Origin of the sequence: Ancylobacter sp. 3268, from assembly GCF_031456575.1 — a bacterium.
In the GTDB taxonomy this organism is placed as follows: Bacteria; Pseudomonadota; Alphaproteobacteria; order Rhizobiales; family Xanthobacteraceae; genus Ancylobacter.
This window is the reverse complement of sequence record NZ_JAVDUX010000021.1, coordinates 23,013-42,007: the sequence shown is the minus strand read 5'-3', so window position 1 is coordinate 42,007 and position 18,995 is coordinate 23,013. Positions and strand designations below refer to the sequence as shown.

At 66.5% G+C, this 18,995-nt stretch carries 16 protein-coding genes; 6 read left to right on the top strand and 10 right to left on the bottom strand.

Annotated elements, in window-relative coordinates; translation table 11 throughout:
• Window positions 1-35: 35 nt before the first annotated feature.
• Window positions 36-1,385: a sugar ABC transporter substrate-binding protein gene (locus tag J2X65_RS23570; protein WP_310206773.1), complete on the bottom strand. Its 1,350-nt coding sequence runs from the start codon at window positions 1,383-1,385 to the stop codon at window positions 36-38.
• A gap of 297 nt (window positions 1,386-1,682) precedes the next feature.
• Between J2X65_RS23570 and J2X65_RS23565 the strand changes: the two genes are divergently transcribed.
• Window positions 1,683-2,486: an inositol monophosphatase gene (locus J2X65_RS23565; protein WP_310206771.1), complete on the top strand. Its 804-nt coding sequence runs from the start codon at window positions 1,683-1,685 to the stop codon at window positions 2,484-2,486.
• 107 nt (window positions 2,487-2,593) lie between these two features.
• On the opposite strand, the gene J2X65_RS23560 is transcribed toward J2X65_RS23565, so the two are convergent.
• The 6 genes from J2X65_RS23560 to J2X65_RS23535 form a co-directional block, all read right to left on the bottom strand.
• Window positions 2,594-3,232, bottom strand: a complete 639-nt coding sequence (locus tag J2X65_RS23560; RefSeq protein WP_310206768.1) for a dihydroxyacetone kinase subunit L — start codon at window positions 3,230-3,232, stop codon at window positions 2,594-2,596.
• 11 nt (window positions 3,233-3,243) lie between these two features.
• A complete protein-coding gene (locus J2X65_RS23555; RefSeq protein ID WP_310206765.1) occupies window positions 3,244-4,245 on the bottom strand; it encodes a dihydroxyacetone kinase subunit DhaK in 1,002 nt (333 codons plus the stop codon).
• Between the two features lie 41 nt (window positions 4,246-4,286).
• Complete coding sequence (locus tag J2X65_RS23550) at window positions 4,287-5,318, bottom strand: ABC transporter permease (protein ID WP_310206762.1); 1,032 nt, start codon at window positions 5,316-5,318, stop codon at window positions 4,287-4,289.
• Window positions 5,315-6,925 (bottom strand): sugar ABC transporter ATP-binding protein, encoded by a 1,611-nt coding sequence (locus tag J2X65_RS23545; RefSeq protein WP_310206759.1) that lies wholly within the window; start codon window positions 6,923-6,925, stop codon window positions 5,315-5,317. The genes J2X65_RS23550 and J2X65_RS23545 overlap by 4 nt, the downstream gene beginning before the upstream one ends.
• Before the next feature lie 104 nt (window positions 6,926-7,029).
• On the bottom strand, window positions 7,030-8,001 hold the full coding sequence (locus J2X65_RS23540) for a substrate-binding domain-containing protein (RefSeq protein ID WP_404977790.1): 972 nt from the start codon (window positions 7,999-8,001) through the stop codon (window positions 7,030-7,032).
• A 110-nt stretch (window positions 8,002-8,111) separates the two neighbouring features.
• Window positions 8,112-9,107, bottom strand: a complete 996-nt coding sequence (locus J2X65_RS23535) for an ABC transporter permease (RefSeq protein WP_310206753.1) — start codon at window positions 9,105-9,107, stop codon at window positions 8,112-8,114.
• Window positions 9,108-9,609: 502 nt separating this feature from the next.
• Between J2X65_RS23535 and J2X65_RS23530 the strand changes: the two genes are divergently transcribed.
• Both J2X65_RS23530 and J2X65_RS23525 read left to right on the top strand, forming a co-directional pair.
• Window positions 9,610-10,698 (top strand): LacI family DNA-binding transcriptional regulator, encoded by a 1,089-nt coding sequence (locus J2X65_RS23530; RefSeq protein WP_310206750.1) that lies wholly within the window; start codon window positions 9,610-9,612, stop codon window positions 10,696-10,698.
• 30 nt (window positions 10,699-10,728) lie between these two features.
• Complete coding sequence (locus J2X65_RS23525; protein WP_310206747.1) at window positions 10,729-11,790, top strand: aldo/keto reductase; 1,062 nt, start codon at window positions 10,729-10,731, stop codon at window positions 11,788-11,790.
• Window positions 11,791-12,007: 217 nt separating this feature from the next.
• On the opposite strand, the gene fabI is transcribed toward J2X65_RS23525, so the two are convergent.
• The 3 genes from fabI to J2X65_RS23510 are packed head-to-tail and all read right to left on the bottom strand — an operon-like array spanning window position 12,008 to window position 16,065.
• Window positions 12,008-12,793, bottom strand: a complete 786-nt coding sequence (fabI, locus tag J2X65_RS23520; protein WP_310206744.1) for an enoyl-ACP reductase FabI — start codon at window positions 12,791-12,793, stop codon at window positions 12,008-12,010.
• Window positions 12,794-12,843: 50 nt separating this feature from the next.
• On the bottom strand, window positions 12,844-13,812 hold the full coding sequence (locus J2X65_RS23515) for a phosphate acetyltransferase (RefSeq protein WP_310206741.1): 969 nt from the start codon (window positions 13,810-13,812) through the stop codon (window positions 12,844-12,846).
• Between the two features lie 6 nt (window positions 13,813-13,818).
• Window positions 13,819-16,065 (bottom strand): DUF3141 domain-containing protein, encoded by a 2,247-nt coding sequence (locus J2X65_RS23510; protein WP_310206737.1) that lies wholly within the window; start codon window positions 16,063-16,065, stop codon window positions 13,819-13,821.
• Between the two features lie 560 nt (window positions 16,066-16,625).
• Between J2X65_RS23510 and J2X65_RS23505 the strand changes: the two genes are divergently transcribed.
• The 3 genes from J2X65_RS23505 (at window position 16,626) to J2X65_RS23495 (ending at window position 18,910) form a co-directional block, all read left to right on the top strand.
• Entirely contained in the window at window positions 16,626-17,111 is a 486-nt protein-coding gene (locus tag J2X65_RS23505; protein WP_310206734.1) for a hypothetical protein, read from the top strand.
• 148 nt (window positions 17,112-17,259) lie between these two features.
• Window positions 17,260-17,673 (top strand): hypothetical protein, encoded by a 414-nt coding sequence (locus J2X65_RS23500; RefSeq protein ID WP_404977789.1) that lies wholly within the window; start codon window positions 17,260-17,262, stop codon window positions 17,671-17,673.
• A gap of 1 nt (window position 17,674) precedes the next feature.
• Window positions 17,675-18,910 (top strand): biotin/lipoyl-binding protein, encoded by a 1,236-nt coding sequence (locus J2X65_RS23495; RefSeq protein WP_310206727.1) that lies wholly within the window; start codon window positions 17,675-17,677, stop codon window positions 18,908-18,910.
• Window positions 18,911-18,995 lie beyond the last annotated feature (85 nt).

Below are 18,995 nucleotides of genomic sequence, written 5' to 3'. Positions count from 1 at the left end.
CCGGGGGGAGAACCGCGGGCTTCGCCGGCTTCAGTTCACTGGAGAAGCTTCTTCTTCCCGTCGTAGTAACCTTCCTTGCCGAGGATCTGCTCCATGCGGGTGCCGATCTCCTTGGCGCCACCTTCGACGGTGACCTCACCCAGCATCATCTTCGAACCCCACTCGGCGACGATCTCGGAGATCGCCGGCCAGGCCGGGAAGCGCGGACGATATTCCGGCACGCCGGCCTGCCAGGAGGCGACCAGAGGCTCGACGAACTTGTACTTCGCCTTCACCTCGGGGTCCTGGTAGACGGCCATCCGGCCGGACACGCCGCCGGCATCGACATAGGCCTTGGCGATGGCTTCCGAGGTCGCCCACTGGATGAACAGCCAGGTGGCCTTCTGCTGCTCGGGCGTGGCCTGCGAGGCGACGGCGAGCGAGAAGCCGCCCAGCGCCGGCAGGCGGCCGGCCGGGCCGGCGGGCTCGGGCGCCACGGCGAGGCAGTCGCCGAGCTTGGAGGTCGCCGGGTCGGCGAGGGTCGAATAGAAGGCCGACCATTCAGTGATCATCGCCACCTGGCCCTGCGCCAGCGCGTTCACCGCCTCGGCGTGATCGAAGGACACGTCGCCCGGTGGCATGTACTTCATCAGGTCCTGACGGAAGGTGAGGCCCGTCTGGCTCTCCTTGCTGGTGAGGTTCGACTTGAACTCCTTGTTGAGGAGCGAGCCGCCGAACGGCCAGAGGAAGCGCATGAAGCTGTCGGCCGACTGCGTCTCGCCGCGGCGCGATTGCAGGGCATAGGCATACTGGTTCTTGGAGGCGTCGGTCAGCTTCGGGCCATAGACGTCCTTCAACTCGGCCCAGCTCGCCGGCGGCTTGTCGAAGCCGGCTTCCTTCAGCTTGCAGGAATTGTAGAACAGCAGCCCGGAATAGTTGTCGAAGGGCAGGCCGTAGGTGACGCCGCCCCAGGAGCCGAACGCGTCCAGCAGCAGCGGGAAGAAGCCCTTGAGGTTGAGGTCGGGATCGGTGATCGCCTTGTCCTTGGCGAGTTCGTCCACCGGCACCAGCCAGCCATTCTCCGCGAACTCGCCGATCCAGACGAGGTCGACCAGCGCCATGGTGAGATCGCCGCGCGAGGTGAAGTTCAGCACTTCCTTCTCACGGGCGTTCTCGTAGGGGACGATCTCGTAATTGACCTTGATGCCGGTCTTCTTCTCGAATTCGGGCAGCAGCTTGATGATGGCCCGGTAGCCGGGGCGATCGAGGAAGATACCGTTGACCTCGGTACCCTTCAGCGGCTTGGCGGCGTCTTCGAGCCAGTCCGCCATGGCGGCGACCGGCATGGCCGCCGTCGCTGCGGTAAGAGCCACGACGCTGGCGCAGATTCTCAATGCACGCTTCATGTTTTCCTCCTGAGATGGCACAGCGCCAAGTGCTGGGCGAGGCCGACATAGGGACGGCTGGGGGCCGTCTCTGATTATTGGCGGACAGGCGAAACCCGTTGTCAGGCGCCGCCTTTATCCGCATACCCGCGCGACGTACCCCTCTTCCCGCCGAGCCCGCGAAATGCTCGCGGCCGGCGATGTGGCGTGCGTCCGTCTTTCGACGTGAAATCGATACATTTGTAATCTCAAATATGCAATAGCATCGTGACGCAGTATCTTCCGCTACGAGGCGCAGGCAGGGCATGGAGGCTCGGGATGGAATCGCGACAGGGTGATGAAGCCGATCCGCTCGCCAGCCGGCTGGCTGCCGCCGAGAGGATGGCCCGAACCGCCGGCAACAAGGCCCGCGCCTTCTTTCTCGCGCGCGATACGTTGATTCCGGAGCTGAAATCCGCCTCTCAGGATCTCGTCAGCGAGGCGGACCGCACGGTCGAAGCCTGGCTGCGCCGGGCGATACGCAGGCGATTTCCACAGGACGGCATCGTCGGGGAGGAAGAGGCGGCGACCGAGGGAAGTTCCGGTTTCGTCTGGGTGATCGATCCGATCGACGGCACCATGCCGTTCCTGGTCGGCCAGCCGAACTGGACCGTGTCGATCGGCATCGCCCGTGGCGACGCGCCGGTGGTGGGCGTCGTCTACGCTCCCATGTTGCGCGAGTGCTATTCGGCGATGGAAGGTGGTGGCGCCCGCCTCAACGGTCATCTGGTGACGATGAACCCGGACTGGACCGTCGCCTCGACGACCATCGGCTTCGGCGCGACGCAAAAGGCCGACCCCGGCGAGGCCGGCGCCTTCGTCGAGGCGCTCTATCGCGAAGGCGGGGTGCTGTTCCGCGTTGGCTCGGGAGCGCTGATGCTGGCCTATGTCGCAGCCAACCGGATCGCCGGCTACTATGACCCAAAGCTGCACTGCTGGGATTGCTGGGCCGGCATGATCTTGGTGCGGGAGGCCGGCGGCGTGGCGACGTTCGACGGCGATCTCAGCCGGCCCGGACCGATCTGGGCCGGGAATCGCCGCGTGCATGACCAATTGCGGCGCCTCAGCCGCGCCGCGCCCTGAGCGCGCTCGCCGACAGATAACGGCGTATCGCCCGGCTTGGCGTTGCCGGCGGATCACGGGAGGGCATCGCCGCTCCCCCGCATCACGTCGTGTCGCGTGCCGCGCCGTCAGCCGGCGACGAAGTCGCTCATCGTCGTCACCAGCAGCACCCCGACGGTCGCGCCCGCATCCTGCAGGCCCACCGTCTGCTCCTGGAAGACGGCCGCCTTGCCATGCTGCGCCTTCATGGACTTGGTGCGCTCCAGTGCCGCCTTCGCCTCATCGGCCGCCGCCTTCAGTGCCGGAGCGAGCGCCGCGCCGGCCGCCGCCTGAGCCTCCAGCACGCCGGCGACCGGATCGAGCACGTCGAGAATGGTCTTGTCGCCGAGCTTCGCCTTGCCGCGCTCGGCGATTCCGGTGGCATAGGCACGCCAGAACGCCGCCATCTCGGCGGTGCCGATGGCATCCTTGCCCTCCAGCGTCTTGGCGCCGCGCAGGAAGCCGGTGGCGGTGAGCGTGCCCATGGTGGAGGGCGCGGTCTTCGCCATGATGGCGCCGGCCGAGCGCAGCAGCTTGGTCAGCCCCGCCGCCGCGCCCTCGGCCGCCACCGTGTCATAGGCGGCGGCGAAGGATTTCGACATGGTGATGCCGAGATCGCTGTCGCCGACCTTGCCGTCGAGCGCGATCAGGGCTTCGCGCTCGGCGGCGAACATGTCGCGCCAGCTCTGGAACAGGCCGATCAGTTCGTCGGCACGGATCGCATCCATTCTCGCGCTCCTCAGGCCTTGTAGTGGGCGAAGAACGGCGTGTTCACCGGCGCGGCGATCAGCGGGTCGAGCTCGGCGTCGAGCTTGAGCACCGAGATCGAGGCGCCGGCCATCTCCATGGCGGTGGCGAACTCGCCGATCCACACATACTTCACCTTGGAGCCCCTGGCCTCGAACAGCTGCGAGACGCGGCGGAACAGGATGTAGAGCTCTTCCTTCGGCGTGCCGCCGAGGCCGTTGACCAGCACGGCGAACGCGTCGCCCTCGCCGGCCGGCAGTTCGGCGAACACCCGCTCCATCATCTCGTCGACGACGGCGTCGGCCGGGGCGAGCTTCTTGCGGCTGATGCCGGGCTCGCCATGGATGCCCATGCCGATCTCCATCTCGTCCTCGCCGACCGAGAAGGTGGCGTGGCCGATTTCCGGCACCACGCAGCTCGACAGCGCGACGCCGATGGTGCGCACGTTGGCCCGCGCCTTGTCGGCGAGGCGGGCCACCTCATCGAGCGAGAGCCCGTTGGCCGCCGCCGCGCCGGCCGCCTTGTAGACGAAGAAGATGCCGGCGACGCCGCGCCTTTTGTGCTCCTCGCCGACCACCGAGGAAGCGATGTCGTCGTTGCCGATCACCTGCTTCACCGTGATGCCGTCAATGTCGGCAAGCTCGGCGGCCATGTCGAAATTGATGATGTCGCCGGTGTAGTTACCGTAGATGTAGAGCACGCCGGCGCCCTGATCGATGTACTTGGTCACCTCGTGCATCTGGTCGGCGCTCGGCGACTGGAACACCCCGCCGACGGCGCAGCCGTCCAGCATGTTGTCGCCGACATAGCCGAGGAACAGCGGCAGATGCCCCGAGCCGCCGCCGGTGGCGATGCCGACCTTGCCGGCCTTGGGCTTGGCGACGACGAGGCAGCGCTTGTCGTCGTTGACATAGGTCACCTGGGGATGAGCCCGGTAGATGCCCTCGAGCATCTCGTCGACGAAATTCGCCGGATCGTTGAGAAACTTCTTCATCTCGGTCCTCTTGGGCTCGAAGCGTTGGCGTATCTTTGGAGTCAGTTCTTCTTCTGGCAGAACACGAAGAAGGCGGCGGCGAGCAGGATGAAGCCGCCGACCACCACCCGCTGCCAGGTGGAGGGAATGCCGACCATCACCAGCACGCTGTTCACCACCACCACCAGCAGCACGCCGAGCAGCGTGCCGATCACCGTGCCGGTGCCGCCGGTGATGCGCGCCCCGCCGAGCACCACGGCAGCGATGACGTTGATCTCGGTGCCGACGAGGTCGAACGGGTTGGCCTGCCGGTTGGCGGCGGTGTGGATGATGCCGGCAAGGCCGGCGAGCGCGCCGGCATAGGCGAACATGAAAATATGGATGGTGCGCAGGCTGTAGCCGAGCCGCTCCGCTACATTGGCATTGCCGCCGACGGCGAAGATCGCCCGTCCCATCAGCGTGCGGTTCAGCATCCACCAGGTGACCAGTGCCGCCGCCGGCAGCACCAGGAAATAGAACGGCAGGGTGATGGTGCGCCCGTCCGCCGATTCGAACTGGAACAGCGGCAGGCGGCCGAAGGCGCCCATGGTCGGCGGCAGCGACATGATCCACACCGTGCCGATGAAGGCCAGCAGAATGCCGCGGAACAGATATTGCGTGCCGATGGTCACGATTAGCGACGGCACCCGCAGAGAGTGCACCAGCAAGCCGTTGACGACGCCGAGCAGCGCCCCGCCGGCCGTTGCCGCCATCAGCACCAGCGCGATCGGCGCATCGGGCCAGTGGTTCTTCACCAAGAGCGTCATCGAATACATGGTGAAGGCGGCAATCGCGGTGAACGACACGTCGATACCGCCCGCCGCCAGGATGATGAACACGCCGAGCGCGAACAGCCCCATCACCACGCTGGCCCGGCCGATGTCGATCAGCGAGGACGGCTGCAGGAAGGCCGGGTTGATGATCGACACCGCCACGCAGATCGCCACCAGCAGCGCCAGCGTGATGATCTCCGGCCGCCGGCGCACCAGCTGCAGCAGCGGGTTCGGCTTTGTAAGGGGAGCCGCGACGCCCTCGTGCAGATGGGTGGCGCTCATTGGACGGTCTCCGGATTGACCACGGCCGAGACCGCCGATGTCGCCGCTGACGTCTTGGACGAGAGCATCGCCTTGTAGAGCTGGTCCTCGTCGGTCTCGCGCGCGTCATATTCGGCGACCACGCGCCCGCCATTCATCACTAGGATGCGGTCGCAGTTCTGCAACAGCTCCGGCAGGTCGTCGCTGACGATCACCAGACCCATCCCGGCCTCGGCAAGCTGCTGGATGACACGGTAGATCGTGTCCTTGGAGCCGACGTCCACGCCGACCGTGGGGCCGTGCAGCACCAGCAGCTTCGGCAGGATCGACAGCCAGCGGCCGATCAGCACGCGTTGCTGGTTGCCGCCGGAGAGCGCGCCGACCGGCAGGTCGAGATTGCGGGTGTTCAGCCGCATCTCCTGCGACAGCTTGTCGGCCAGCGCCCGGCCCTTCGCCTTGTCGACGATGCCGAGGCGGTTGGCGAGGCCGCGCACCACCAGGGCGATCTCGTTCTCGAGGATCGATTTGTCGAGGAACAGCCCCTCGGCGAGCCGGTCCTCCGGCACATAGCCGATGCCGAGCTTGATGGCTTCCGAGGGATGGCGGACCTTCTCCACCTTGCCGTCGACGCGCAGGTGGCCGCCGGTGGCCGGCATCACCCCGGCGATCGCCATGGCGAGCTCGTTGCGGCCGGAATCGGCGAGGCCGGTGATGCCGAGGATCTCGCCCTTGCGGACGGCGAAGCTCACATCGCGCACATTCGGCGGCAGCGAAAGCCCCTGTGCCGCGAACAGCTCCCCGTCCATCGGCGCGCCGGTGCGGTAGCGCTCGGCGTCGATCTTGCGGCCGGTCATCAGCTCGGTGAGCCGGTGCTTGGTGTAGTTGGCAAGCGGCCCCTGCTCCACGCATTGCCCGTCGCGGAACACGATGGCATGGCCGCCGATGCGGTAGCATTCGTCGAGCTTGTGGGTGACGAACAGCACCGCCACCCCTTCGGAGCGCAGCCGCTCGACCACGGCGATGAGATTGTCGACCTCGCGGCGGGTGAGCGAGGTGGTCGGCTCGTCCATGATCACCATCTTCGCCTTGGTGGCGATGGCGCGGGCGATGGCGACCAGCTGGCGCTGAGCCAGCGGCAGGTCGGAGACGACGGTGCCGAGGAAGGCCCTGTCGGCCGGCAGGCCGACGGTGGCGAGTGCCGCCGCGGCGGTCTCGCTCAGGCGGGTGCGGTCGAACAGCCGCGCCAGCCGGCCGCCGCCGGCGACCAGCTGCTCGTTGAGCGCGACATTCTCCGCCACGGTGAGGTTCGGCAGCAGGGAGAGGTCCTGATAGACCGTCTCGATACCGGCGCTCAGCGACTGGATGGCGGTCAGCGAATGATAGACCTTGCCTTCGAGGACGATCTCGCCCTCGTCCGGCGGATGGGCGCCGGACATGATCTTGATGACGGTGCTCTTGCCGCAGCCATTCTCGCCGAGCAGGTGATAGGCCTCGCCCGGCTCGATGGTGAAACCGACGCCGCGCAGGGCGTGCACGCCACCGAAGCGCTTGTGGATGCCGCGCAATTCGAGGAACGGCTCCGCTTTGGCGGAGGCGGCCGGCCGACGGGCTGTTGAGACATGGGACACGGGCGATCCCCTTCACCGATTGGCGGCGCATGCCGCGAGACTGCGCGTTTGGAACGTCCCGGAGGCGAGCGAAGCGCCTCCGGGCATCCGGGTCGAACCACCGATCAGAAGAGGAACTCTTTGTAGTTCTTCTTGTCGGCGATCACCATGCCGTTGCCGACGATGAGCACGCCTTCGCCCGGTCCCTTGGTGACCTTCACCTTCTCGTAGCCGGGCACGCCGAGATTGGCACCATCCTCGACCTTCTCCTTGGCGATCAGCTTCTTGGCAACCGCGTTCATCGCCATGCCGGCCTTCTGCGGATCCCAGAAGCCGATGGCGGTGATGGCGCCGGCGTCGAGCAGGTCGGCCGAGGGGTTGGGCAGGCCGGTGCCGACCAGGCACACCTTGCCGGCGAGGCCGGCCTCGTCGATGGCGCGGCCGACGCCGAGCACGTCGTTGCCGGCCGAGGTCTGGAAGCCCTTGATGTCCGGGTGCTTGCGCAGGATCTCCTTGGCCTTCTCATAGGTGCCGTTGGCGTCGTCGAAGGATTCGTTGTTCGGGTCGACCAGCACCATCTCGGGATGCATCTTGGCGTTCGCCTCACCGGCGCCGACCCACTGCATGTGGGTGCGGCTGCCCAGCGAGCCGACGAAGGTGGTCCACTTGCCCTTGCCGCCCATGCACTGGGCGAGGCGCTCGTTCAGCGCCTTGCCGTAATCGGCATTGTCGAAGGCCTCGACATCGGCATGGGTGTTCTTCTGGTTGTCGGCCTCGTGGGTCACCACGATGATCCCGCGATCCATGGCGCGCTTCAGCGTGCCTTCCAGCACCGACGGGTCCATCGGCACCACGGCGAGCCCGTTGACGCCCTTGGCGATGAGATCGGTGACGATCTGGAGCTGCTGCGCCGCATCGGCGGTGGCCGGGCCGTACTGGGTGGCGACGACGTCCGGATTGTCCTTCTGGAACTGCTTGACGCCGGTTTCCATGCGGTCGAACCACGGAATGCCGCTGATCTTCACCACGGTGGCGATCACCGGCTTGTTCTGCGCCATCAGCGCGCCGGCGGAACCGGCGACGATAGCCACGGCCATTGCCGAACCCAGCAGGATCTTCTTCGAAAGAACGCCCACAGTTTCCTCCACTTTTGTTGCCACCCTCATGGCCGGATCGATTGGCCGGATCGATGCGTGAGGGGTTCGCATCACACGAGCTTTTTGCTCTTGTTCGGGGTCAGGAGGCCGACCACGTTGTAGCGGCCGACCGCCAGGAAGGTCAGAAGCAGCGCGCCCCAGGCGAAGTCGCGCACGAAGTTCGACAGCCCGCCGAAATTCAGCATGCTGGACATGAGCTGCAGCGCGATCGCCGCCAGCACCACGCAGACCACCCGGCCATAGCCACCCTCGGGGCGCACGCCGGCCATCACCGCGATCAGGATGGCGATCAGGAGGTAAGAGGTGCCGTAGTCCCACTTCACGTTGACGTTGCGGGCGGCGATGATCACCCCGGCAAGGCCGGAGAGCAGGCCGCTGGTGGCATAGGTGGCGATCAGCACCTTGGTGCGGGGAAAGCCGGCATAGATCGCGGCCTTCGGGTTGGTGCCCATCAGCATCAACCACAGGCCGAAAGGGGTGAACTTCAGCAGCGCCGCGATGAGGCCGGCGACGGCGATGAAGATCACGAAGCTGATCGGCACGCCGAGGAACAGGCCGTTGCCGATTTCGGACAGGAGGTCCGGACTGCCGACCGCCACCGCCCGGCCCTCGGACACCACCACCGCAAGACCGGTGAACAGCATCTGCGTGCCGAGGGTGCACAGGATCGGGGTAATGTTAAGCCGGCTGATCAACAGGCCGTTGAAGATGCCGCCCAGCACGCCCACCACCAGGGCGCCGGCGATGAAGGCCAGCGAATAGGCGGCCTGCTGGTCGACGCTCGACAGGAACGAGCCGATCACCACCGCGGAGACGACACCCGACAGATTGGCGAGCGCGATGCCGGAGAGATCGATGCCGCCATTGCCGGCGCACATGGCCAGCATCACGCCGATGGCGAGAAAGCCGATCTCCGGCAACTGCCCGGCCATGGACTGCAGATTGAACGGCGAGAGGAAGGTGCCACCGGAAATCGCGGCGCCGAACACCAGCAGCGCGACGTTGATGGCGACAAGCATGACCAGCTGTCCGCCGGTGGTCCGCATGGTCTCCTCCCGGGAGCGCTTCGAGCTTTTTACTAAATTATGACCAGCTTCACTAAATCCCTAGCAAAGCCTTTGGCGAGGTGCAAGCCGCCTTCCGGTGCCGCACAGCCGACTCCGCCGGCGACACTTCCGCCGCCTCGTGCAGGGCGACGATTAAAATCGCGCCAGGTCGAGCGGACACGGCGACGGCAAGCCGGCGCCCGGCATTCATAATACCAAGCCCTTATAGGACAGCACTTCTCACTCATATGAGCCACAGATCGGGGTGTGCGCCGCGGCAAAGCGCACGCCTGCCGCATCGGACGGACGCCCGATTTCACATCGGATTTCGCGCAAATTCCGGGCACTATCGCCGTCATCGCCCGTCGGCGTTGCATTGCTCTTGCAGGGCAGTTGCCAGCCCGATTCTTTTGGCTTAACCCTCAAAAGGGAGCCTCAATGTTTACTAAACAAAAAGTGCCTTCAGGCGCACCATCGGCTCCGTGAGGACACGCGTCGGGCCATGAAAGAAAAGAAGTCCTTCACCATCCGGGACATTGCCGGCGCGGCGGGCGTATCGCCGGCGACGGTCTCGCTCGTGCTGAACGGCAAGGGCGAGATTTCCGGAGTCACCCGCGCCCGCGTCCTCGAGGCCGCCGCGCGGTTCAACTACGTGCCGCGCCTCGCCAGGCCGCGGATCGAGGCGGCCGGCACCATCCGCTTCCTGAAGATCGCCAAGCACGGCCACACGGTGAACCGCGACCACAGCGTGTTCGTCTCGGACTACATCGATGGCATGTCGGCCGAGGCGACCCGGCGCGGCTACACGCTGGAAGTGGTGAGCCACGAGGGCCAGAGCATCATTTCCGTCGCCGATACGCTGGCGGTGGCGCCGGTGAGCGGCGTCATCGCGCTCGGTACCGAGATATCGGAAACCGACATCCGGGTGTTGCAGGGCGTCGGCCGCCCCATCGTGTTCATCGACACCTTCTACGACGTGGTGGAAGCCAACTTCGTCAACATGAACAACGAGGATGCGGTCCATCAGGTGCTGGCACGACTGCGCCAGCAGGGTTTCGAGCGCATCGGCTTCGTGGCGAGCCATGTCGACACCACCAATTTCCGCCTGCGGCAGGAAGCCTTCCACCGCAACATGGGCCGGCTCGGCCTGCCCATCGATCCCGCGCATATCCTCTCGGTAGAATCGACGCATGACGGCGCCCATGCCGACGCGCTGAAGGCTCTGGGCGAAGGCATCGCGCTGGCGGACGGCTATTTCTGCACCAATGACGTGATCGCCTATGGCTTCATCAAGGCGCTGCGCGATTTCGGCATCCGCATCCCGGAGGATGTCGGGGTGATCGGCTTCGACAATCTGCCGCTCAGCGCCACCATGGAGCCGGCGCTGACCACCATCGATGTCTCGAAGCGCAAGATCGGCGATCTCGCCGTCACCGTCCTCGATGACCTGATCCATGCCGCCGAGCCGCAGCCGCCGGTCAAGATTCTCGTCGGCGCCCGCCTCGTCACCCGCGCCAGCGATCGCGGTCCGGGCGAGCCGGGGCCGGCGCCGCAGGCGGTCCGCCGGCGCGGCATCGCCGAAACCGCCTGAGCACGCCGTCATGCCCTGGGAGATGCCTTCATGAAGTATCGCACGCTCGGCCGCTCCGGCCTCAAGGTCTCGGCGCTCTCGATGGGCACCTTCTCCTTCGGCGGGGTCGGCGATTTCGCCAAGGTAGCCAGCCACGGCGTCGCCGAGGCGCAGCGCCTGGTGGATGTCTGCCTCGACGGCGGCATCAACGTGCTCGACACCGCCAACATGTATTCGCTCGGCCGCTCTGAGGAGATCGTCGGCGAGGTGCTGGAGGGTCGGCGGGAGCGGGTGCTGCTGTCGTCCAAGGCGCGCATGCGCATCGGCGACGGGCCGAATGACGAGGGCGTGTCGCGCTACCACCTTATCCGCGAATGCGAGCGCAGCCTGAAGCGCCTGCGCACCGACCATATCGATATCTATTTCCTGCACGAATGGGACGGGGCGACGCCGCTCGAGGAGACACTCTCGGCGCTGGACGCTTTGATGCGGGCGGGCAAGATCCGCTATATCGGCTGCTCCAACTATTCCGGCTGGCACGTTATGAAGGCGCTCGGCATCGCCGAGGCAAAGGGCCTGCCGCGCTTCGTCACCCAGCAGATCCACTACACGCTGGAGGCGCGCGAAGCGGAATACGAACTGCTCCCCATCGCCGTCGACCAGGGGGTCGGGGTGATGGTGTGGAGCCCGCTCGCCGCCGGCCTGCTGTCCGGGCGCTTCGGCCGCGATAAGTTCCCGGCCGATTCGCGCCAGGCCGCCGGCTGGACCGAGCCGCCGATCCGCGACAGCGAGCGCCTGTGGTCCATCGTCGACGTGCTCGACGATATCGCCGCCGCGCGCGGGGTGACGGCGGCGCAGATTTCGATCGCCTGGACCCTGTCGCGCCCCGGCATCGCCTCGCTGGTGGTCGGCGGCACCGAAGAAGCTCATTTCCGCGACAATATCGCCGCCGTCGATCTCGAATTGACCGTCGAGGAACTGGAGCGGCTGAACCTCGTCAGCCGCCCGCCCTATATCTACCCCTACTGGCACCAGCACAATTTCGCCCGCGACCGCTTCAGCCCCGGCGACTGGGCACTGCATGCCAGCTACGAGGATCTCGGCAAGATCTGAGCCCCACCGCGGACACCGGCCCGTTGCTCCCTCCCTTCCGGCGGCGTGTGCGGATGGGCCTGCTCCCCGGCCTGTTGGACGGCCGCGGCGATCCTTCGGGACACCGGCGAACAGACGACGATACGCGCCGTGCGTCGGGAGGTGCGCGAGCGGCCGGCCTTCGCCGGCGCTGGCTGCAAGGCCCCCCTCTCGGATCGCGTGAGGCGTCAGGCGATGTTCAATCGATGATGTGATAGCCACCGTCGATATAGAGCACCTGCCCGGTGATCAGGCGGGCGGCATCATGGGCCAGAAAGGCGGTGGCGGCGCCGACATCGTCGATCGAGACCAGCTCGCGCGCCGGCGCCTTGGTCTTCGCCTTCTCCAGCAGCGCGTCGAACTCCGGAATGCCCGAGGCCGCACGCGTCGCCAGCGGGCCGGGCGAGATCGCGTGCACCCTGATGCCCTTGGGCCCGAGTTCGGCGGCCATGTAGCGCACCGCGCTTTCCAGGGCGGCCTTGGCCACGCCCATGATGTTGTAGTTCTCCACCACCCGTTCGGATCCGTAATAGGTCATGGTGAACAGCGTGCCGCCGTCCGTCATCAGCGGCTCGGCCAGTTGCGCCATGCGCAGGAACGACCAGCAGGAAATCTCCATCGTAGTCAGGAAGCCGTCGCGCGACGCATCGGTCACCCGACCGGCCAGTGTGTCGCGCGGCGAGAAGGCGATGGAGTGCACCACGAAATCGAGCTTGCCCCATGTTGCCGCGACGGCCTCGAACACCGCCTCGACCTGCCCGGGCACGGCCATGTCCAGCGGCAGAAAGATCGGCGCGCCCAGCTCGGTCGCCAGCGGCTCGACATGGGGGCGCGCCTTCTCGTTGAGATAGGTGATCGCCAGATCGGCGCCGAAGGCGCGGAACGCCCGCGCACAGCCCCACGCGATCGAACGGTCATTGGCGATCCCGACGATCAGACCTTTCTTGCCTTCGAGCAGCTTCGCCTTCACGGCGGGAATGGGCATCGCGACGCTTCCTTCAACGGCAGGCGGGGACGGGGATCGCGGCACGCAGCCTATTCGGCGACGGCGGGAGTGGCATGGCGACGGCGGCCGGCATAGAGAGCCGCGACGGCGCAGGAAGCCAGCCGCGTGCGCACCGAATCCGCTCGGGAGGTCAGGATGATCGGTACCCGCGCGCCGAGCACGATGCCCGCCGCATCGGCCCGCGACAGGAAGGTGAGGTTCTTCGCCAGCATGTTGCCGGCCTCGAGATCCGGCACCACCAGGATCTGGCCGTGGCCCGCCACCGGCGAGACGATGCCCTTGATGGCGGCCGCCTCGGGATCCACCGCATTGTCAAAGGCCAGCGGGCCTTCCAGCAGCCCGCCGGTGATCTGCCCACGCTCGGCCATCTTGCACAAGGCCGCCGCCTCGATGGTGGAGGGGATCTTGGTGGTCACCGTCTCCACTGCCGAGAGGATGGCGACTTTCGGCGTGCCGAGCCCAACCCCGCGCCACAGGTCGATGGCGTTCTGAATAATGTCGCGCTTGGCATCGAGGTCGGGAAAGATATTGATCGCCGCATCGGTGATGAACAGCGTCTCGGCGTGGCCGGGCACATCCATCACGAACACATGGCTGATACGCCGCTCGGTGCGCAGCCCGGTGGCGGAGGCGGTCACCTCCTTCATCAATTCGTCGGTGTGCAGGCTACCTTTCATCAGCAGCTCGGCGCGGCCCTCGCGTACCAGCTCCACCGCCTTCGCCGCCGCCGCATGGCTATGCGGAGCATTGACGATCTCGATGCCGGCGAGGTCCAGCCCGTGCTGCTGGGCGAGGGCGCGAATCTTCGCTTCCGGCCCGACAAGGATCGGCACGATCAATCCCGCCTCTGCCGCCTCCAACGCGCCGCGCAACGACGTTTCGTCGCACGGATGCGCCACCGCGGTGATCGCCGCGGTCTCCGCGCGGGCGGCAGCGATCAACCGGTCATATTTGGAAGGTGCCGTCGGGTCCGGTGTCGGGGTCCGCGTATCTGGCATGCACTCCTACCCCTCGCGGCGCGTGGCGATGGTCAGCCTGCCGCGCGTTTTGTCCACCACCGGCGCCTCCTGCGCGGGCTGCTCTTCCGCCGCCAGTGCCGGCACGGCATCGAGGCTGAAAAGCCGCCGGACCTCGGCGAGACGTTCGGCCGCCTCGTCTTGCAGCGCACCGCTCGCCGCCAATATCTGCTCGATCATCGCAAACGCCGCCGCCTTCGCCTCGCTGTCCTGCGTCCGCAACAGGTCGGGCAGCGCATGCAGGGCAGCGGAACGGTCGATTCGCAGCATGAAGAACTGCTCGCGCACCAGCGCCTTGAACTCGCCGAGCGTCAGCCGTCCGGCGCGTTCGGCGCTGCGGCGCAGCCGCTTGATCGCCTGGAAGCTGCGCTCGTCGGCACCGCCGCGGGCGCTGCCGACATAGAGCAGACCCCGTATCGCCGCCTCCAGCAGGCCGCCACGGCCGAAGCCGGCGCGCAGCTCCTCGATCTTTCTGGCCAGAAGCTCGGCATGAAGCGGGCTCTTGGCGGCATTGCGCGGGCGCTGGCCGGAGGTGGAATCGACGCCGACCGCCGCCTGCAGTACCGGCGAGCCATAGACGGTGCGGAACACCAGCTCGGCCTGGTGCTCCATCGCCTGGCGCCAGCCCTCCAGGCTTTCGACGATCTGGCGGGAAACCTGTTCCTGCGCCTTGAGGAACGGATTGTCCGCCGCCGCCGGCTGGCGGTCCTCGCGCACCTTTTCGGCCGCCGCGTCGAGCCAGGCCAGCATTGGATTGCGCGAGCCGAACATTTCATAGGAAAGCCGCAGCGGATGCAGCTTGCGCAGCGTTTCGGCGGCGGCCGGATTTGCCATCGCCCGCACCGCCGGCTGCACCAGCGCCCGGTAGAGTGACAGGTTGATCTCCGACACCCGCGCCGCCGCGGCGAAGCTGCGCTCGTCGGCGATGTCGTTGCCGCCCAGCGCCCGGATGTCGTCGAGGTCGCGGGCCTCACAACGCATGATCCACTCGCCGGTGATCAACTCCGGGTCGCTATCCGCCCCGGTCTTCGGCGTGAAGGTCGCCTCGTAGAGGCCGGGCGGCAGCACGTCGATGAAATCGATGTTGGACGCGAACTCGTCATGCTCCTTCTTGGCGACGCTGCCCGAGACGAAGATGCCGAGATGGCCGACGGTGTCGTGAACCGCATAGACGATGGTCTGGCCGTAGGAGCGGATCTCGTCGACGCTGTCGTAGAGGTCAAGGATCCAGTCGAGCGCCTGCTGTGGCGGGGTGATGTTGTCGCCGCGCGAACAGAACACCACGATCGGCGAGCGGATGTTGCGCAGGTCGACCTGCAAGCCGTCGGAAGTTCGGATTTCGCCGCAGGCCAGCTTGTTGCCGATGAACAGCTGGTCGACGATGAACTGGATTTCCTCGCCGTTCAGCGTGACATGACCGCCCCACCATTTCTCGAAGCCGAGATAGCGTTCCGTCTCGGTATCGACCTTGGAATAGAGGTTGTACTGCTTGGTCCACAGCGTGTTGGCCGGATTCTGGTTCTCGAAGTTCTGCACCAGCCAGGCACCGTCGAACACGCCGGCCCCGAGATCACTGGTCAACGCGGTGAGCCAGCTGCCCCCCAGCAGGCCGCCGGAATAGCGCATCGGATTGACGCTCTTCACGCCGGCCCAGTAGGACAGCGGCGCCCCAGCCAGAATGAGCGGCCCGAACAGCTCCGGCCGTACCGCCGCCGCCATTGCCACCGCCCAGCCGGCCTGGCAGTTGCCGATCACGCAGGGCCGGCCCTCCGCCAGCGGGTGGCGCGCCGCGACGATTTCCAGGAATCGTGCCTCGGCGCGGCCGATATCCTCGATGGTCTGGCCGGCAACCGGGCTGGGAAGGAAGCCGACGAAATAGCAGGGATGGCCTGCCGCCAGCGCCACGCCGATCTCGCTGTCGGCCTTGAAGCCGCCAATGCCCGGACCGTGCCCGGCGCGCGGATCGACGATCACGAAAGGACGTTTGACCTCATCGACCGCGAGGCCTTCCGGCGGCACGATCCGTGCCAGCAGATAGTTGACCGGCCGCGACAGGCTGCGCCCGTCGCACATGAGCTCGGCCTGGTAGTCCAGCACGTTCGGCGCCGGCTCGGCCATGTGCTGCTCATATTGCAGCCCGCGGCGGTGCATGGCGTCGAGAAACAGCGTCCACCGCTGCGCCGCATCGACCAGATAAGCCCCAGCGTCGGCAAAAATGTTTGGAGCACTGGACATGACACCCTCCGGAAAATTGCGGTTATGGTAGTCCTGCTTCCAAGTATGCCCAATGACACTGGCCGTTGGCTTGATCGGTGTCAAACGCAATGGCCGCGACGGAGTGTCGGCGCCTGCCATGCATCCGGATACCTGCGACAAGCTCTTGCGGCAGCTACGAGTCTGGCGCAGACTTACGCAGGATTGTACCAGCGATCCGGATGTTCAGTGCTGGATCGGGTGGCGGCGGCAACGGTGCCCTATGCGTCTAAACGGGAAGTTTGCCCAGGAACGGCGTACAAATCTCGAACGGCATCGCCTCGCTTGCGGATCGCCGAGGGGCACATCCGTAGCGGCGGGGAACGCTTCCAAACCGGCTGCCGATCCGTCTTTCGAAGACTTTCACACGTTCCGTGACGCCAGAACCTGCAGGCGTGACCGCGCCTTCTGCAGCGCTGGCAAACAGCCAACTGAGATGCCACACGAACGGCCAGACGGCATGAATGCCGCAGCTATGCGGCGCGCCGAGACGCTGCCCGAGCGCCCGGTCGTGTGACAACGCATCCGCATGGAGGGAGACTATGACCGATACCACCAACCACGCCACCCTGGCGGACGAGACCTTCATGTCCGCGGCGGATCTGCGGAACTACATGGACAAGGTCGCCATGGCCCATGCCAACGAGGCGCTGGAAGCCATGGACCGCGCCACCCAGGCGCGCGAACAGCTCGCCAAGACGCTGTCCGAGCCGATGGAGCTGACGCCGCAGAAGCTGGAGGAAATCACTGCCTCCCTGCAGGTGAAGCTACGCGCCGCGGCGGAGCGGGGCGACACTGAGATCATGGTGATGCGCTTCCCCAACCTGCTGTGTACCGACCATGGCCGTGCCATCAACAACACTCTGCAAGGCTGGCCCGATACGCTCACCGGGCGCCCGCGCCAGGCCTATGAACTCTGGCGGGACCGGCTGAAGCCGGCCGGCTACGGGCTGAAGGCGATGATCGTCGACTGGCCGAACGGCATGCCGGGCGATGTCGGCTTCTTCCTGAGCTGGAGCCCGAAATAGCCGGACGCCGGGACGCCGCGAGCAGTGCCAGAATCGGCAGGCTGCCGGCCCGGCCCGGGCGGCAGTTGCACGGTGTGGCGCCGGCACGTTAAGGGGGGCGAGTGAAGAGCCTGATTGAAAGCGGCTCGGCAGGGCCTCGTGAAAGAGCATGATCATGACCGAAGCCCACCCGTCCGCCCCCGGCCATCTGCCGTTCTTCATCACCGCTCCGGGCGACACCGACGTACTGATGGTCATCGCCGTGGTGACGCTCATCGGCGCGGTTCTGCTGGCCGGCGTGATCTTCCTCACCGTGCATTCCCTGCCCGAGCGCCTGGCGCATAAGGGGCAGAAGCTGCAATTCGAGATCGTCGCGGTGTTGTGCCTGCTGGCGCTGTTCACCCATGTGCACCTGTTCTGGGTGGCGGCGCTGCTGCTGGCCTTCATCGACCTGCCGGATTTCCTGGCACCGCTGAACCGCATCGCCCGCGCCTCGGAGAAGCTCGCCGATCTACCCCCGCCCGAGCCCGAACGCCCCGCCGCGCCGCATCCCGCCGCGCCCAGCACCTCGACGGGAGCCTGACATGCTCGAGTTGCTGCTGTGTTCCATGCTGACCGTGCTGCCGGATTATCTCTACCGCCGCTTCGGTCAGGGCAAGCGGCTCGGCCACGAGATCACGCTCTATTCCGTCTGGTACGAGCTGCGTTGGGGCATCACCACCTGCCTGATGCTGACGGTCTCGCTGATCACCATCATCTTCTACAACCATCCCTCCTCCACCAACGTCACCGCCTATTTCCGCACCGTCTCCATCCTGCCGGAAGCCACCGGCAGGGTGGCGGAGGTCTATGCCGGGGTGAGCGACCACGTCACCAAAGGCCAGCCGATCCTCCGCCTCGACAGCAGCGCGCAGCAGGCTGCCGTCGAAACCGCCCGCCGGCGCATCGTAGAGACCGACGCGGCGATGGTGGTGGCGCGCTCGGACGTCGCCGCCGCCGAAGGCCAGATCACCCAAGCCACCGAAGCGCTGCAACAGGCGCGCGACGAATTGCAGACCAAGCAGGAGCTCGTCACGCGTAATGCCGACGTGGTGACGCGGCGCGAGATCGAGCGCTTGCAAAATGTCGTCGAAGGCCGCGAGGGCGGCCTCGCCGCTGCGCTCGCGGCCCGAGAGGGTGCGCAATCCCGTCTCGCCGCGCTGCTACCGGCGCAGAAGGCGAGCGCCCAGGCCGCGCTCGCCGAGGCGGATGCGGCGCTCGCCAAGACGGTGATTCGCGCCGGGGTGGATGGACGTGTCGAGCAGTTCACCCTGCAGGTGGGCGATCTCGTCAATCCAATGATCCGCTCCGCCGGCCTGCTCATTCCCGACGATGCCGGCCGTGAGCGATTGGTCGCCGGCTTCGGCCAGATCGAAGCACAGGTCATGAAGCCGGGAATGGTGGCGGAGGCCACCTGCATATCGAAACCCTGGACGATCATTCCGATGGTGGTCACCGGAGTGCAGGAATTCATCGCCGCCGGCCAGTTCCGTGCCGGCGAACAGCTTCTCGACGCCCAGCAGGTGATGCAGCCCGGCACCATCACCGTTATCCTCGAGCCGCTCTATCCCGGCGGCCTCGACGGCGTGCCGCCGGGATCGAGCTGCATCGCCAACGCCTATTCCAGCAATCATGACCGCCTGGCCGCCGGTGACGTCGGCCCGGCCCAATGGCTGTACCTGCACATGGTGGACACAGTGGCGCTGGTGCATGCGCTGCTGCTGCGCCTCCAGGCACTGATCCTGCCCATCCAGACCCTGGTCTTCAGCGGCGGCCACTGACCCGCAGCCGAGTGGGCCCGTGATCGGTCCGGCCGGCCGGCACGTCGGCCACGCACCGCACGCAGCGGCTCGTGGCCGCCGGCGG